Genomic DNA, 15,973 nt, shown 5'->3' with positions numbered 1-15,973 from the left:
ATTATCCAATGAAAAGACGTGAGTTTCTACTGAGTGCGGCTCTTGGAACGGCGGCCCTCGCGGCCCCGACGGTGCTGCGCGCGGCCGGTTCGACACTGAAGGTCGGCACCTATGGTGGCTACTTCAAGGACAGTTTCGACAAGTTCATCTATCCCGATTTCACGGCGGCCACCGGCATCGAAATCGAGAGTATCGCCGAGCCTACGGGCGAAGCGTGGCTTGTTCAGCTGTCTCAGGCCGCGCGTGCGGGGCAGGCACCGGCCGACGTGTCGATGATGGCGCAATTGCCGCGCATCAAGGGCGAACGTTCGGGGCTTTGGGCCAAGCTCGACGCCGACAAGATGGGCAAGATAGCGGCGCTGCCCGACCACTTCGTTCATCGCTACGAGGATGGCAGCGTCTACGGCACCGGAGCCGTGAGCTGGTATGTCACGCTCGTGACCAATACCGACGCCTATCCCGAGGCGCCGGCGTCCTGGCAGGCGCTGTGGGATCCGGCGAACAAGGACAAGCTGGGGCTGATGTCGCTCGCGACCAACTCCTTCTTGCTCGAGATCACCGCGAGCACCCATTTTGGCGGCACCGACATTCTCAAGACGGAAGAGGGTATCCTCAAGGTCATGGAGAAGCTCGCCGAGGTGAAGCCGAATGTGCGCCTTTGGTATCGCGACGAGGGCCAGTTCCAGCAGGCGCTCGAAACCGGGGAAATCCCGATGGGCGAGTATTACCACGATGTCACCTCGCTCGCCGCATCGCAGGGCAAGCCTGTCCGGTCGACCTTCCCGCAAGAGGGTGCCGTTCTCGATTCCGGCTCCTGGGTGGTGTCAAAAGCCTCGAGCGCGCTCGAACAGTCGCAAATCTTCATCGACTACATGGCGCAACCCGAGATCCAGGCGAAGATGTCGCGCAATGTCGGCACCGCGCCGACCGTGCCGCGCGATCTGACCGATCTGACCGACGAGGAATTCGCTTCCGTGTCCTCGGACAAGGCGCCGATCCTGCCGCTCTACGACATCTATGTGGATCGCGGCGACTGGATCAATCAGAAGTGGTCGGAAATGATCACCGGCTGATCTGGCCGAACTTCGAAATCGGTGCCGTGGCGTCTCGATGTCGCCACGGCACTCATTTGCTCAGGCGGAACGGGAGAGCGATGACAAATCTGCGCATCGAGAGGCTTAGCAAGACATTCGGGTCGTTCACCGCGCTCGACGATGTCTCGCTCGAAATTCCCACGGGCAAATTCGTCTGCCTTCTCGGGCCTTCGGGTTGCGGGAAGACCACGCTGTTGCGGCTGGTTGCGGGGCTTGAGACTCCGAGCGGCGGCCGCGTCCTCGTCAATGGAGAGGATCAGACCCAGGTGCCGACGCACCGGCGTGACATGGGAATGGTGTTTCAGTCTCTGGCGCTTTTCCCACATCTCGACGTGGCCGGAAACATCACCTATCCGCTCGCGATCCGCGGGGCGGATCGTGCATCGCGCGAGGCGCGGGCCGAGGAATTGCTCGAGCTGGTGCGGCTGCCGGGGATGGGTGCGCGGCGGATCGACCAGCTCTCGGGCGGACAGCGCCAGCGTGTCGCGATCGCGCGCGGCCTCGCCATCGATCCGAAGGTTTTCCTTCTCGATGAGCCGCTTTCGGCCCTCGATGCGGGGCTGCGCGAGCATATGCAAATCGAGCTGCGCCAGATCCAGCAGAGCCTTGGCGTGACCACCATTGTCGTCACCCATGACCAGAAGGAAGCCCTGACCATGGCCGATCTGGTAATCGTGATGAAGGATGGCGTCATCCAGCAGGCAGGCGCACCGATGGAGATTTACCGAAATCCGGCGAATGCCTTCGTGGCAGGCTTCATTGGCACGACCAACCTTCTGCCCTGCGCGATCCATGACGGGGCGATCGAGCTGCTGGGCGCGCGGTTGCCGATTGTCGAGGGTGACCGGGTCGGGGTCGATCACGGGGCGGCGCAGCTCTCGGTGCGCCCCGAGCATGTCGCGATCATGCCCGCTGGCGAAGGCGCTATCGAGGCCGAAGTGACTTTCGTGCGCGATCTGGGCGAGAGCCGCCATGTGCTGTTGCAGGCGAGCGGGCAGGAGGTCATCGCGCAACTCACCCCCGAGACGCAGGCGAGCTATCGCCCCGGCGACCGGGTGAGCCTCGACTTCCGGCCGGGCGAGCGCGTGGTGGTGGCATGAGCGACGGGGCCGAGATGCGCGCGACGCCGGGTTGGGTCGCCTTGTGGCCGGCGCTGATGCTGGCGATCTTCTTCCTCGTTCCGTTCGGGATCATGCTGGCGGTCTCGGTCTCGCATCGCGATCCGGCGGGCGCATTCATTCCGGGCTTCGAGCTCACCCATTACGCGCGCTTCCTGTCCGCTTTCTTCGCCAAGGTGATGGCGGTTTCGGTCGGGGTGTCGGTCGCGGCTGCCGCGATCTGTGTCGTGCTGGCCTTTCCCTTCACCGTGTTTCTCGCGTCGATGAGCCACCGCACGCAGACCGTGGCGCTTGTCGTTTTGCTCTCGGTGCTGTCGCTCTCCGAGGTGATCATCGGCTTCTCGCTTTCGACTTTGCTGTCCAAGACAGCCGGAATTTCGAACCTGTTCTACTGGCTTGGGCTGATCTCAGAGCCGCAAGCCTATACGCCATCTCTCTTCGCCCTTGTGACCGGGCTTTGCTACATCGGCTTTCCCTTCGCGGTTCTGGTGCTCTACCCGCCCGTCTCGCGGCTCGATCCCGAAATCGTGGAGGCCGCCCGCGTGATGGGGGCGTCGGCTAGCCGGGCCTTCTTCGGAGTGGTCGTGCCTAACCTCAGGGGCGCAATCGTCGGGGCGTTCATCCTCGTCTTCGTCTTCACGCTCGGTTCCTATCTTCTTCCGCAGCTTCTGGGGCGTTCCGAGGACTGGACGCTGTCGGTCCACATCACCGATCAGGCGATCTACCAGACGAACCTGCCCTTCGCCGCGGCGATGTCGATCTTCCTGATGCTCGTGGCGCTGGCGCTTGTCGGGCTTGCTTCGCTTGCGGGGCGGCAGAGGAGGGCGGCATGACGCAACTGCTCAAACGCGCCTATGTGGTAGCGATCCTGCTGATGTTGCTTGCGCCGCTTGTGGTGGTGACGGGTGTGTCTCTCAACGGACCGCAGACGCTGCGCTTCCCGCCAGTCGAGCCGTCGCTTCGCTGGTATGGGACCTTGTTTCAGGATAGCGCATGGCTCGTTCCGCTCGGCCATTCGCTTTTGATCGCCGCCTGCGCCTCCGCGCTCTCCGTGTCGATCGCGCTGCCGCTCGCGCTTTTCGCCTGGGAGCGCAACGGCATCGCGGCGCGCGTGTTGACGGGGCTCGGGCTTGCCCCTTTTACCTTGCCGCCCGTGATCTCGGCGCTTGGGTTCATGGTGTTCTGGATGACGGTCGGCGGATACGGCCAGATCTGGGCGACGATCATCGCGCATGCCGTTTTCCTCGTGACGCTGCCGCTCGTGACGATTTCTCTCGGCCTGAAAGGTATCGACAGATCCCTGCTGGAGGCGGCGCGGGTGATGGGGGCAGGGCGCTGGACGGTGATGCGCACGGTGATCGGCCCCCTCGTGCTGCCCTTCATCGTCTCTGGCTATGCCTTCGCCTTCGTGCTCAGCCTGAACGAATACATCATCGCCTACATGGTCGCCGGGTTCACCGTCGAGACGATCCCGATCAAGATCTTCAACGCCCTGCGCTATGGCTACACGCCAATCCTCGGCGTGGTGTCGGTTCTCTTCGTTCTGCTCGCCGCGCTGGTCTTCGGTCTGATCGGCCGGTTCGGGGATCTGCCGCGCCTGATGGGATCGGAACGCGGTCGGAGCGAATGAGCGAACTGGTTGCTCGCATGGATCTGTCGGGGGCGGAAGTCGCGATCGAGGACTGCGGGGTTTGTCGGCGGCGCCTTGTCTCTCACGGCCATCTATGCGTCGGTGCGATCGTCCGAGTGCTCAAAGAACTGCATCACTTCATGAACCTGGGCGAAGACCGTCTCCTTCAGCGTGGAGAGGCTCATCGTCTCGGAGGTCGTGAAGGCCATGAAATGTCCATTGAGGCAGAGAAAGATCATCTCGCCGAGACGCTGCGGACGCGCCTCTTCCCGGATGGCGCCGCGGCTTTGCAAGCTGCGCACCAATGCAACCACCTGATCGCTCAGGGCGGTATCGAGCCCTCGATAGCGCTTGGAAAAAGGTGTTTCGGGATGCTGGATCGCGAGCGCCATTGCCGTGCGCCACATCTCCTTGGTCAGATAGACCAGCGAGTGATCGTAGTAGACGGAGATCAGCGCGCAAAGAGCGTCCTGGGGGCTGGCAGGCGGGTTGGCGAGAACCTCCTCGCCCTGATGAAGAACCTCTTCCACCTCCATCGACACGATCGCAAGAAGCAGATCGGCCTTGGTCTCGAAGTAATTGTAGAACGTGCCGACGGAGACCTCGGCACGCTCCGCGATCGCTTCGATCCGCACCGCCTCGTATCCGCTTTGCCCAAAAAGCGCGCTTGCTGCCTTGAGAATGGCGCGATTGCGCTTGGCTTTTTGTTTTTCGCGAAGCCCCGCCATGGGTCCTCCTGATCTGCCTTAAAATTATTATTGACTACAAAAATGAACCCGTTCAACTTTTTCGTCATCGCACGGCGCGAAAAGATGCCGGCACGCAACAGGAGAGAGAGATGACTTTCAAGAGAACATGCGCCGCTGCGGCGTTGCTGCTCGGTCTGGTCCCCGCGGCGCAGGCTGAAGAACTCAATGCACTGATCTGGTGCGACCATGCGGACCCGGAGCTGCTCGAGCCTTTCGAGAAGGCCCATGATGTCCGGGTGAATGTGAAGGAATACGAGGGGACGGCGGCTGGATTGACGATCCTCCAGCAATCGCGGCCCGGAGATTGGGACGTGATGGTGATCGACGCTGTCGATGTCGCGCGCGCCGTGGAGCAGGGCTATCTCGCTCCGCTGCCCGACGGGGCGGTCTCGACCGCTGATTACTTCCCGCAGGTCGTGCTGGCAGACCATAATTCCGTCGATGGCAAGACCTACGCGGTGACCGAGAAGTTCGGCTACAACACGCTGGCCTACAACAAGGCGAAGGTGGATCCAAAGGACATGGAAAGCCTCGCCACGCTTTGGTCGGGTAAATATGACGGCCGGATTGCTGTCTATGACTATTACCTGCCGGTCCTCGGGCTGGTTGGCCTCGCGGAGGGGATCGACACCGCCAATCTCGACGCCGCCGCGCTCGAGAAGCTGCGCGACCCGCTGATGAAACTCAAGGCGGCCTCCAAGCAGGTCTCGGACGTGGTGGCGAGCCAGACCGCGCTTGCGACCGGCGAAGTCGATGTGCTGATCGGCGGCGGCGAATGGCTGACTGCGGTACTTCATTCCGAAAATCCCGATCTCGACTGGACAATCCCGAAGGAGGGCGGCCTTCTCTGGGCGCAGTCGATCGGGATGGTCGAGGGCACGCAAAAACCCGAACTCGCGATCGAGTTTATCAAATACATCACCTCGCCAGAGGGGCAGGCACGGCTTGCGACCTCGTCTTGTTATTGGGGCATGCCCGCGAACAAGGCTGCGGGTGACGCGCTGAGCGAAGATGAGAAGGCGGTCCTTCGCTGGAGCGACCAGGCCGATTATCTCGCCCGGGCGCAGCTCTACCCTGTGCCGGATGCGCAGACGGATTCGGCGATGCAGGACTTGTGGACCGACATGCTCCAGAACTGAGGGCGGTGCGCTCATGAGCATTGAACGGATCGAGAAACGTCAGGGAGCGACGCTCGTCGCTCCCGCGCTCTTGTGGACGTTGGTCTTCTTCGTCCTTCCCTTCCTCGCGATGGCGCTGATGAGCCTGTCGCATCTCGAGGGACGCTCCGTGGTTTCGGGGCCGGACTTGCGGAACTACGCGAAGATCTTCACCGAACCGTCGCTGCTCAAGGGGATCGCCGTCTCGCTCGAGATCACGGCGCTTGTCACCGTCATTTCGGTGGCGCTCGCCTGGCCGCTCGCCTGGATCATCGCCACCCGTATCCCGGTGCGCTGGCGGCGCCTTGCGCTCCTGCTCGCAGTTCTGCCGTTCTGGACCTCCTATGTGGTGCGGTCCTATTCCTGGGCGCTCGTGCTGGGAGAGAAGGGGGTCGTGATGAATGCCCTCGTCGGTCTCGGCATGCTATCCGAGCCGGTGCAGATCATGGCCACGCGCAGCGCGACCGTGATCGGCTTTGTCCATTTCTTCGTGATGCTGCTGACGTTGACCATCTATTCCAATCTCATCCAGCTCTCGCCGAACTATGCCCGTGCGGCCGAGGATCTGGGTGCTTCGCGATGGCAGGTGATCCGGCTGGTGATCTTGCCGCTCACGCTGCCCGGGGTCGTGACAGGCGCGTTCCTGACCTTCGTGCTGTGCATTGGCGATTACATCACCCCGCAGATCCTCGGCGGCAATAACGAGCTGACGCTGCCGCAGCTCATCATGCTGCAACTCGGGCGGCGCGGCGATTACCCGATGGCGTCCGCGCTCTCACTGGTTCTGATGCTGATCGTGACGCTTGCCTATCTCGCCTGCGCACGCTGGCTCAAGATGGAGCGGGTCTGATGCGCACGCTCTCCTGGGTCTATCTCGGCGCGATCTTCACCTTCATCCTGCTTCCCGTCGTCGTGTTGGTCATCTTCTCGTTTCAGGACGGCCGGTTGCCCGTTCCGCCCTTCAAGGGCGCGACGCTGAAATGGTATGCCAAGATCCTCGCCGACCGCGACCTGATGGAAGCGCTCGTCAATTCGTTGATGGTTGCCGTCCTGTCGTCTCTGGTGGCGGTCACGCTGGGTTTTCTGGCCGCCTCGGGTCTGGCGCGGACGGTTCTGCCGGGCAGCGCGCTGATGCGCGGGCTTTTGATCGCGCCGATGACGGTAAGCTACCTGATCATCGGGCTGGGGCTCTTGCAGATGTTCAACCAGGTGGGCATCCGGCCTTCGCTTCTGGCCACCGGGATCGGTCATGTGGTGATCAACCTGCCGCTTTGCTTCGCGATCGTCTATGCCGCGATCGGGGAGCACCAGAAAAGCGCGCTTCAGGCCGCCCGCGATCTGGGCGCGCGGGAGTGGCAGGTGCTCTGGCATATCGCAGCGCCAATGCTTGCCCCCTCGCTGGCTGCCGCCTTCTTTCTGTCGTTCACCTTCAGCTGGGATGAGTTCATCATCGCCTTCCTGCTGACGCGTTTCGACGTGACGCTGCCGGTCGAGATCTGGTCGATGCTGCGCTCGGGCCTTTCGCCCGCGACGAACGCGGTGGGCTCACTCGTGTTCCTTGTCTCTGTAGCTGTCGTCGTGACGCTCGAACTTACGCTTTTCCGAAAGGGGTCCAAATGACCGCCGAGGTGCAGATCCGTTCCGTCAGTCACAGGTTCCAGAGTTTCACGGCGCTCGAAGGAATTGATCTCGAGATCGCGGCGGGAGAATTCATCGTGCTTCTGGGCCCCTCCGGCTGCGGCAAGACCACGCTTCTGTCGATCATCGGAGGATTTCTGACGCCGTCGGAGGGCGAGATCGTGATTGGTGGTCGCGATATGACACGTGTCGCGCCCAAGGATCGCCCGACCACCACGATGTTTCAGGACTACGCACTTTTCCCGCATATGAACCTGCGCGACAACGTAGCCTTCGGCCTGAGAATGCGCGGCGTCGGGCGTAAAGCGCGTCATGACCGGGCGCTCGAGATGCTCGAGATGGTCGGGCTTTCGGCGTTCGCCGCGCGCAAACCACATGCGCTTTCAGGCGGACAGAGACAGCGGGTGGCACTTGCCCGGGCGCTTGCGGTGGAGCCGGATGTGCTCTTGCTCGACGAGCCTCTCGGCGCGCTCGATCTGAAACTGCGCCGCCAGATGCAGGACGAACTCAAGAATATCCAGCGCAAGGTCGGCACGACTTTCATCCATGTGACGCATGATCAGGAGGAGGCGATGGCGATCGCCGATCGGATCGTGGTGATGAATCGCGGCCATATCGAACATTTCGGAACGCCCGAGGATGTCTACCTGCGCCCGCGCACGCTGTTTTCTGCCGATTTCATGGGCGAGATGAACCGCATCCCGGTGCGCCGAGACGGCGGCAATTCGGTCTCGCCGCTCGGTCCGCTGCCGCTCGATCTCGGCGAAGGTCTCTTGTGTCTGAGGCCGGAGAATATCGGGTTCGAAGGCAGCTTCAGTCTTGGGCGCGCACGATTGCAGGAAGCCGCGTTCTTCGGAACCCATCATCGCTGTCATTTCGTCCCGCTCAACGCGCCCGATCTGACCCTGACGGTGAATCTGCCGCAGGGCGCGCATCCCGCGCCGGGAGCGGAGGTCGAGCTTTTCGGGCGGGATCCTGTGCTGCTCTCGGAGGATGGCCGATGAACCCTATCCCTCCGAAGGACTGGTATCGGCAGCGCCATGTCGGGGACGGGATCACCTGGATCGACGAGCCGTGGATTCAGGAGTTTTACCGCTGCAACATCTGGCATGTGCGCGGGCGCGATCGTGATCTGATGGTCGATAGCGGCATGGGGGTGGTGTCGCTGCGCGAATGGGTCCCGCTGGTCAGCGAACGTCCGCTCGACGCTGTGGCGAGCCACACCCATTTCGATCATATCGGCTGTCACCACGAATTCCCCTGCAGGCTTTGCCACGAGGCGGAGGCCGAGATCCTGGCGCATCCGACCCGCGCGAGCACCCTGGCCGATCCCTATGTCACCGACGAGATCTTCGACGCGCTTCCGGACGTGCCCTACAGGTCGACGACCTATGCAGTGAAAGGGGCGCCCGCGACGCGGCTGCTCGTCGATGGCGACATCATCGACCTGGGCGACAGGCATTTCGAGGTGATCCATACGCCCGGTCACAGCCCCGGCGGTATTGCGCTCTGGGAAGCGGCGACCGGTATCCTGATCTCGGGTGACATCGTCTATGACGGGCCGCTCATCGAGGACACTTATCACGCAGATGCGGCCGATTACATGCGGTCTATGGAGCGTCTTCTTCGGCTGCCGGTGCGCGTCGTGCATGGCGGGCACTTTCCCTCCTTTTCAGGCGAGCGCCTGCACGACCTCATCACAGAGTGGCTGCGCGAGAAACAAGCGTGAGATCGGGCCGAACGGATCTTTAGGCCCGTCTCCGCCGGACATTCGGATGAGGGCCGCAATCGCGCCCGATGCGGCTAGCACCGCGCGGCCGGTCTTTCCCTTTCATTTTGAATTCGGTCTGAGGCTGCTTCCGCGATCAAACTCACGTCGCAGCAGCGTTTGTCGACGATCTTGCGCGCGTGGCGCCCAAGAGCACGCACGTATGGAAGGCAGAACCTGCGCGAGGTCGGGGCCCTCGTCGGCATTGCGACTTGCCAAGCGACGGATGGGGGCTTTGTGGCGCGGCAGTTCCGCGGGCGTGATAGGCTTCGGCAGTAACCGTGAGCTTCGCGGATAGGCTGAAAGGCTTGCGGGCTTGCAGTGCGCGGGGCAATCATGGGGCATCCAGGGACGTTGGGCGTCGTCTCAGGAGCGGGTTTGCCCTGCATCGTTACCATCATCTGAACCGGGGGAGGGGGCATGCCTGACATTCTGACAATCACCCTCAAACCGGCGGTCGATTTTGCAACCTCCACCGACCATGTCGAGGCCGGGCCGAAGCTCTATTGCGCGGAGCCGCGGATCGATCCGGGTGGCGGCGGGGTCAATGTCGCGCGCGCGATTTCGCGGCTCGGCGGAGGCGTGCGGGCGCTTGTCGTGGTCGGGGGCGCGATGGGCGATCGACTTCTGTCATTGCTGGCGGCTGAGGGTGTCCCTGTCGAGGCGTGCCGGGTGGCCGGCGAAACGGGACACAGCCTCGCGGTCACCGACGCTGCTTCAGGTGAACAGTTCCGCTTTACCGTGCCGGGCGGACCGGTGAGCGAGAGCGAAGCGCAGACAATCCTCGAACGGATATCCGAGGCCGTTCCCGAGAACGGCTTCGTCGTGCTCAGCGGTGGTGTCCCCAAGGGGCTTCCCGACGATTTTCCGCAAAAAGTGCAGGCGCTTGTTGCGCAAAGGCACGCGAGATTGATCGTCGACACCTCCAAGGCGCCGTTGCTGCACCTGATCTCGGCACCCACGGCGCCGCTGGGTGTTCTGCGGCTCGACCGAAGCGAGATGGAAAAAGCGATGGGCCGCTCGATGCGCTCGGTGGCTGACAATCTGGCCTATTGCCGCGAACTTGTTGCCCGCGGCGTCGCGCGGATCGTGGTTTCGGGGCATGGTGCGCAAGGTTCGGCGATGGTCGCGGGCGACCGGCAGGTCTTCTGCCACGCTCCGCAGGTGCCGGTGCGCAGCAAGATCGGTGCCGGGGACGCGCTGGTCGGCGCCTTTACCTTCTCGCTCGCGCAAGGAGAGACGCCGGAAGAGGCGCTGAAATGGGGCGTGGCGGCTGCCGCGGCGACAGTCGGCACGGAGGGAACCGCGCTGCTCGGTCGGGCCGAGACCGAGGCCTTGTTTGCCAAATGCAGAGTGGAGCGGTTCTAGACCTCCCCGGCTCGCGAACTCCAAGATTTGGCGGCGGAAAGGATTTCCCGGCGGCCGAAGAGAAACCCGATCGCAAGATCCCGCCCAAGACGCTCGCAAAGGTCCCTATGCGCGATGAGCCGAACGGCCCGGCCGCGCTCAACGGGGACGCTGATCTTGGGCGGCGTCCGGGCCGGCTGCTCTCGCAGGGTCGATCTGGCTCGCGGCGTTGAAGAACAGCTCGATCAACTCGTTTCTTTCGTCCTTGAGGGCGAATACGACCTCGTCCACCGTCGAGCGGATTTCGCGGATCAAAAGCCGACGCACGGTATCGGTGCGGTAGGTGCCAAAGCGCCACATGAAGCCGATCCCGATCCCCAGGGCCACCGCCTCGTAGACGGCGTCGCGGGTATCGGCGATCAGTTGCGGCTCGGGTGAAAGGCCGGCCGCACGGAAGGCGCGATCGACGACCTTCTGCGTCGAAGACCCTTGCGAGCGGAAGATCAGCGGCAGTTGCGCCAATTCCTCCAGGCTGACCTCGTCGCGCAATCCGGTGGGGCTATCGGCGGAAACGATGCCGACCACCTCTTGCGACAGCACGCGCGCAGTGCGGAACCGGCCGTCCTTTGGAAGGTCAGGCAATACCGCGACATCCACCTCGCGGCGCAGCAATGCCGCAAGGATGTCCTGGTGCGAACCGCTCTCGACCGAGACCGTCAGCGAGGGATGCTGGCGCAGGAGCTGGTTGACGATCGCGATCCCCGGCATGGAATTTCCCAGACCGACACGCAGCCTGCGCTTGCCGGTCGGACCACGGCGCTCGAGGATTCGCAGTGCATCATGCTCGGCCTCGCGCATCCGGGCGCCGATGTCGCAAAGCTGCGCGCAAAGCGGTGTCGCGCAGAGGGTTCCGTTGAACCTGTCGAACAGCCGCACGCCGAAGGCGGTCTCGAGATCGCGAATCTGCTGCGCGACCGCGGAATGCGACACCCCCAGTTGGCGAGCGGCGGCCGAAAAAGAGCCCTCCTCGGCGACCGCAGTCACCGAGCGCAGGCGCGAGAGCGACAGGGCGCTCGCCAAGGATCCAACCGAAGCTTTCATCGTCCGACTGCTTAGCTTGCAGATGTAACATCTCCGTCACAGAGACTCGTCAAACCGTGAGCAGTCCGGGGCGCCGCCCCATCACCGCATGAACAGTCGCACAGCGCATCAACGGGGCCGGGGCCCCGAACGGAGAGGATTTGCCCATGACCCAGCCTATCGGACTGTCCGAGTTCCTGTCAGGACCGCTCCCCGAACGTGCCGCGGTCCTGGCCGATCTCGATGGCTGTCTGATCGCCGGAGACCGGGTGTTGCCGGGCGTGCCCGAGCTGATCGAGCGGTGCGGCGAGCGGCTTTGGGTCGTTTCGAACAACTCCACCGACACCGCCGAGCACCTCTCGGCCCGGCTCGGCCGGATGGGGCTTACGGTGTCGGCAGAGCGGATGGTGCTGGCGGGCGAGGAAACGCTCCGCAATCTGCAGCGCCGCCGACCGGGCGCCCGTGTCGCCCTCTTCGCCGCACCGCCGCTCGTGGCGCTGGCGCGCAAACTGGGGCTGGTGCCCGACCGGACCCAACCCGAGCTGGTGCTCCTGGCGCGCGACACCGGCTTCAGTTTCGCCGATCTGACGCAGCTTACCGCGATGGCCGCGCGCGGCCTGCCCGTGCTGCTGAGCAATGCCGATACCTTCCACCCCGGCCCTGACGGCACGCCACAGCCCGAGACCGGCGCGCTCTGGGCTGCCGCGCGCGCCGCGGTACCCGCCGCCACCGCCTCGAGCCTCGCCAAGCCCGCGCCCGATCTGGTCCACGCGGCGCTGTCGCGCGCGGGGGTTGCGCCGGGCGCGGCGGTATTTCTTGGGGATACGCCCGAAACAGACGGCCGTGCCGCCGCCGCTGCCGGGGTCGAGTTCGTTCTGCTCGCCCGCCCGGGCGGCGTGACCCTCGCCCAGGAGATCGTCACATGTTGACCTATACCCTGCGGACGCTCGTCCGGATGGCGCTGACCTTCTTCGTCATCGTCACACTTGTGTTCTTCGCCACGCGCCTGTCAGGAAACGCCATCGATTTCCTCGCAGGCGAGGGCATGACCCAGCGGGACCGCGAGATCCTGATCCGATATTACGAACTCGACCGCTCGATCTGGGACCAGTATCTCGCCTTTCTGCGCGCCTTCCTCGACGGGAATTTCGGTCTGTCCTTCATCGAGCGTCGGCCCGTGATCCAGATCGTGGTGGAGCGCTTGTGGCCCTCGGCGCAGCTGCTCTTGTCGGCGATCGGGCTCACCCTCGTCGTGGCGCTTCCGCTGGGAGTGATCGCCGCGATCTGGCGCAAGCACTGGCTGGGCAGCGCGGCGATGGTTGTGGCCTTCCTGGGCTACGCGGTCCCGAATTTCATCCTCGCCGTGGTGATGGTGCTGGTCTTCGCCTACTGGCTGAATTGGTTGCCCGTTGTCGGCAATGGAACGCCGCTGCATTTCATCATGCCGACGCTGGCGATGTCGGGGGTGCTGATCGCCGCACTGACGCGCTTCACACGCAACGCCATGCTCGATGTGCTGGGGCAGGACTTCATGCGCACCGCCCGCGCCAAAGGTCTGCCCGAGCGCGCGGTGATCTTGCGCCACGGATTGCGTAACGCCTCGATCACCCTTCTGTCGGTGATCGGTCTTCAGATCGCCGGGCTCGCCGCCTCGGGGTCCGTGGTGGTGGAATCAATCTTCGCCTGGCCCGGTATCGGCGACCTGCTCGTCTCCTCGGCGATCCGGCGCGACTACCCGGTGCTCCAGTTCGGGGTCATCACCGTCGCCATCGCCGTAATCGTCATCAATGCCGCCATCGACCTTGCCTATGCCTGGGCCGATCCGCGTCTTCGCCATCAACTCAAGGGGTGATCCGATGAGCATGGCCCTCAACATTCCCGCGTCTTCGGCCCTGCGCCGCATGTGGACCGATACGAACACGATCCAGAAGATCGCGTTCGCGGTCGGGCTCGCCCTGCTCGTCATGGCCTTTCTCGGCCCGCTTGTCGCGCCGCATGATCCCGATGCGCAGAGCCTTCTGGCCCGTTTGCGTCCGCCGATCGGGTTCGAGCGTGCCAATCCGGCCTATCCGCTGGGCACGGACGAGCTGGGGCGCGATATCCTGTCGCGCAGCCTGCACGGATTGCGGCTGACGCTGATGCTGGCGATCCTTGGCGCGCTGCTGGGTCTGCTCTTTGGCGGGCTGTTGGGATTGCTTGCCGGCGTGGTCGGCGGACGCACCGATGCCGTCATAATGTCGGCTGTCGACACCCAGATCGCGGTGCCTTTCACGCTGATCGCGCTGTTCACGCTGGCGATCTTCGGCAGCTCGCTTCAGGTGATGGTGATTGTGCTGGGCCTTGCCGGCTGGGAGCAATACGCCCGCATCGTGCGCGGCGACGTGCGCCGCCTGATGCACCTGCCGTTCATCGAGGCCGCCCGTGCCGCGGGCGCCGGACCGCGGCGCATCGCCTTCACCCATCTGCTGCCCAATATCGTCTCGCCGCTGGTGGTCCAGTTCACGCTGTCGCTGTCCAATATCGTGCTGCTCGAGAGCACGCTGTCCTTCCTCGGCCTCGGCGTGCAGCCCCCGACCGCGACGCTTGGCTCGATGGTCGGCATCGGCCGCGACTACATGCCGACCGCCCCCTGGATCGTCATCGTCCCCGCCTTGCTGATCGTGCTGCTGACCTTCGCCGTCCAGGTGGTCGGTGACTGGCTGCGCGACAGTGTCGATGTGCGCCTGCGCGCACGCTGAACCCCGCAACAAGACCAGAAGGCCAAAGCGCCCGCCAAACCCTGCAACGGAGACACCCATGCTCAGACTGCTCATTTCCACCGCTCTTGCCGCCGGCCTCGCCGCCGCCGGCGTCACGGGGGCCCAGGCCCGCGAACTCAAGGTCGGCGCTGCCAACGTCGCCAAGTATCTCGACCCTGGCCGCGACCACTCGAATGTCGGCTCGCAGTTCTACTACAACAGCTTCGACACGCTGATCGACAAGGATCACGAAAAGATCGGCGGCGAATGGCGCCCGGGTCTGGCGACTGAATGGCATCTCGTGTCGCCCAAGGTCATGGAATTCAAGCTGCGCGAAGGCGTGACCTTCCAGAACGGCGAAGCGATGACCGCCGGTGACGTCGTCTTCTCGCTCAACCGCATGTACCAGGCCACCTTCCCGCCTTACATGGTGCGCTCGAAGGACCGTCTGAACAACTTCGAGAAGGCCGAGAAGGTCGACGATTACACCGTCCGCATCACCGTGAAGCGCGAAGAGCCGCTTTGGGAGACGCTCGTGAACCTGCAGCAGGTCATGATCATCCCCGAAGACTACACCAAAGCCCTGACCGGCGATCCGAACGTGGCCGAGGACAGCGATTACGAGGCCTTCTCGATGGCGCCGGTCGGCACCGGCCCCTATGCGATCAGCGAGTTCAAACCGGGCGAGCGCGTGGTCTATACCCGCTTCGACAATTTCTGGGGCGACAAGGCGCCGCTCGAGAAGGTTACCGTGATCCACATCCCGGAAACCGCCTCGCGCATCACCGCGCTCAAGACCGGCGAAGTCGACATGATCACCAATGTCGCGCCTGACCAGCTGCCGCTGATCGACGCCGATCCCAATCTCAAGGCCGCGGGCAGCGTCACGCCGCTGTTCCACGTCATGATCATGAACACCAACCATCCCAAGCTGCGTGACCCGCGCATCCGTCAGGCGCTCAGCCTCGCGATCGACCGCGACGCGCTGAACGAGGCGCTGTGGATGGGCAAGGCCGTCGTGCCCTCGACCCACACGATGAAGGAATACGGCGATCTCTACATGCCGGAGCTGAAGACCTTCGAATACAATCCCGGCAAGGCCCGCGAGCTGCTCAAGGAAGCCGGTTATGACGGGTTCGAGATCACCTATGACACCGACGCGGTCTATTACACCAACGGCCTTCTGGCCGCGCAGGCGATCACCGAGATGTGGGCGCAGGTCGGCGTCAAGGGCAAGGTGAACGTCGTCGAGAAATGGACCGGCAACAGCAAGGACATGATGACGCGCAACTGGTCGAACCCGATGTATTTCGCGGACCCCTTCGGCTCGTTCGGCGTGATGTGGGCTCCGGATGCGGCGTCGGAATCGGAAGGTCGCTTCACCACCGACGAGGCCTATCGCAAGACCTGGGACAAGTTCCGCTTCTCCAAGGATGTCGCCGATCGCCGCGCCGCCTATGCCGAGCTGATGGACCGCATCCAGCAGGATCCGCCGGTTCTGCCGCTCTATCGCCCCTATGAGAGCTGGGCGATGCGCAAGGATGTCGAATGGGCGCCCAAGCCCGGCCATATCCCCTACGTGCTCGACTTCCGCGCCGGCGCGATCGCCTTCGCGTCCAACTGACACTGCCCGCCCGTCGCCGCTTTCGGGCGG

The 15,973-nt window shown here is 63.8% G+C and carries 16 protein-coding genes; 14 read left to right on the top strand and 2 right to left on the bottom strand.

Features of this window, described 5'->3' with window-relative positions; genetic code table 11:
* The first annotated feature begins 8 nt into the window (after positions 1 to 8).
* From BMG00_RS12725 to BMG00_RS12710, 4 genes are all read left to right on the top strand, one after another.
* Positions 9 to 1,073, top strand: coding sequence for an ABC transporter substrate-binding protein (locus BMG00_RS12725; protein ID WP_078574591.1), 1,065 nt, complete (start codon positions 9 to 11; stop codon positions 1,071 to 1,073).
* 80 nt (positions 1,074 to 1,153) lie between these two features.
* The gene (locus tag BMG00_RS12720; RefSeq protein ID WP_078574590.1) at positions 1,154 to 2,194 is read left to right on the top strand and encodes an ABC transporter ATP-binding protein; all 1,041 of its coding nucleotides are present in this window, start codon (positions 1,154 to 1,156) and stop codon (positions 2,192 to 2,194) included.
* Positions 2,191 to 3,045: an ABC transporter permease gene (locus BMG00_RS12715; RefSeq protein WP_093470085.1), complete on the top strand. Its 855-nt coding sequence runs from the start codon at positions 2,191 to 2,193 to the stop codon at positions 3,043 to 3,045. The genes BMG00_RS12720 and BMG00_RS12715 overlap by 4 nt, the downstream gene beginning before the upstream one ends.
* Complete coding sequence (locus BMG00_RS12710) at positions 3,042 to 3,842, top strand: ABC transporter permease (protein WP_078574589.1); 801 nt, start codon at positions 3,042 to 3,044, stop codon at positions 3,840 to 3,842. Before BMG00_RS12715 ends, BMG00_RS12710 begins: the two co-directional genes overlap by 4 nt.
* 92 nt (positions 3,843 to 3,934) lie before the next feature.
* Here the strand turns inward: BMG00_RS12710 and BMG00_RS12705 are convergent, their stop codons facing one another.
* On the bottom strand, positions 3,935 to 4,570 hold the full coding sequence (locus BMG00_RS12705) for a TetR/AcrR family transcriptional regulator (RefSeq protein WP_078574588.1): 636 nt from the start codon (positions 4,568 to 4,570) through the stop codon (positions 3,935 to 3,937).
* Positions 4,571 to 4,680: 110 nt separating this feature from the next.
* Between BMG00_RS12705 and BMG00_RS12700 the strand changes: the two genes are divergently transcribed.
* From BMG00_RS12700 to BMG00_RS12675, 6 genes are all read left to right on the top strand, one after another.
* Positions 4,681 to 5,730, top strand: a complete 1,050-nt coding sequence (locus BMG00_RS12700) for a polyamine ABC transporter substrate-binding protein (protein WP_078574587.1) — start codon at positions 4,681 to 4,683, stop codon at positions 5,728 to 5,730.
* 13 nt (positions 5,731 to 5,743) lie between these two features.
* The gene (locus BMG00_RS12695) at positions 5,744 to 6,598 is read left to right on the top strand and encodes an ABC transporter permease (RefSeq protein ID WP_078574586.1); all 855 of its coding nucleotides are present in this window, start codon (positions 5,744 to 5,746) and stop codon (positions 6,596 to 6,598) included.
* Entirely contained in the window at positions 6,598 to 7,368 is a 771-nt protein-coding gene (locus tag BMG00_RS12690; protein ID WP_078574585.1) for an ABC transporter permease, read from the top strand. The genes BMG00_RS12695 and BMG00_RS12690 overlap by 1 nt, the downstream gene beginning before the upstream one ends.
* Positions 7,365 to 8,390, top strand: coding sequence for an ABC transporter ATP-binding protein (locus tag BMG00_RS17940; RefSeq protein WP_078574584.1), 1,026 nt, complete (start codon positions 7,365 to 7,367; stop codon positions 8,388 to 8,390). Before BMG00_RS12690 ends, BMG00_RS17940 begins: the two co-directional genes overlap by 4 nt.
* Positions 8,387 to 9,115 carry an MBL fold metallo-hydrolase gene (locus BMG00_RS12680; protein WP_078574583.1) on the top strand — a complete coding sequence of 243 codons (729 nt, stop codon included), beginning with the start codon at positions 8,387 to 8,389 and terminating at the stop codon, positions 9,113 to 9,115. The genes BMG00_RS17940 and BMG00_RS12680 overlap by 4 nt, the downstream gene beginning before the upstream one ends.
* A 459-nt stretch (positions 9,116 to 9,574) precedes the next feature.
* Positions 9,575 to 10,522, top strand: coding sequence for a 1-phosphofructokinase family hexose kinase (locus tag BMG00_RS12675; RefSeq protein ID WP_078574582.1), 948 nt, complete (start codon positions 9,575 to 9,577; stop codon positions 10,520 to 10,522).
* A gap of 138 nt (positions 10,523 to 10,660) precedes the next feature.
* Here BMG00_RS12675 and BMG00_RS12670 read toward each other — a convergent pair whose 3' ends face one another.
* Entirely contained in the window at positions 10,661 to 11,602 is a 942-nt protein-coding gene (locus tag BMG00_RS12670) for a LysR family transcriptional regulator (protein ID WP_078574581.1), read from the bottom strand.
* A 146-nt stretch (positions 11,603 to 11,748) separates the two neighbouring features.
* Between BMG00_RS12670 and BMG00_RS12665 the strand changes: the two genes are divergently transcribed.
* Genes BMG00_RS12665 through BMG00_RS12650 form a run of 4 tightly spaced genes read left to right on the top strand, consistent with a single transcriptional unit; the run spans position 11,749 to position 15,943 of the window.
* The gene (locus BMG00_RS12665) at positions 11,749 to 12,510 is read left to right on the top strand and encodes an HAD-IIA family hydrolase (RefSeq protein ID WP_078574580.1); all 762 of its coding nucleotides are present in this window, start codon (positions 11,749 to 11,751) and stop codon (positions 12,508 to 12,510) included.
* Positions 12,504 to 13,433 (top strand): ABC transporter permease, encoded by a 930-nt coding sequence (locus tag BMG00_RS12660; protein ID WP_078574579.1) that lies wholly within the window; start codon positions 12,504 to 12,506, stop codon positions 13,431 to 13,433. Before BMG00_RS12665 ends, BMG00_RS12660 begins: the two co-directional genes overlap by 7 nt.
* 4 nt (positions 13,434 to 13,437) lie before the next feature.
* Complete coding sequence (locus BMG00_RS12655; RefSeq protein ID WP_078574578.1) at positions 13,438 to 14,319, top strand: ABC transporter permease; 882 nt, start codon at positions 13,438 to 13,440, stop codon at positions 14,317 to 14,319.
* Between the two features lie 58 nt (positions 14,320 to 14,377).
* Positions 14,378 to 15,943 carry an ABC transporter substrate-binding protein gene (locus BMG00_RS12650; protein WP_078574577.1) on the top strand — a complete coding sequence of 522 codons (1,566 nt, stop codon included), beginning with the start codon at positions 14,378 to 14,380 and terminating at the stop codon, positions 15,941 to 15,943.
* The last annotated feature ends 30 nt before the right edge of the window (positions 15,944 to 15,973 follow it).

Origin of the sequence: Thioclava marina, assembly GCF_002020135.1 — a bacterium.
Taxonomy (GTDB): domain Bacteria; phylum Pseudomonadota; class Alphaproteobacteria; order Rhodobacterales; family Rhodobacteraceae; genus Thioclava; species Thioclava marina.
This window is presented reverse-complemented; position numbering and strand designations above follow the sequence as displayed.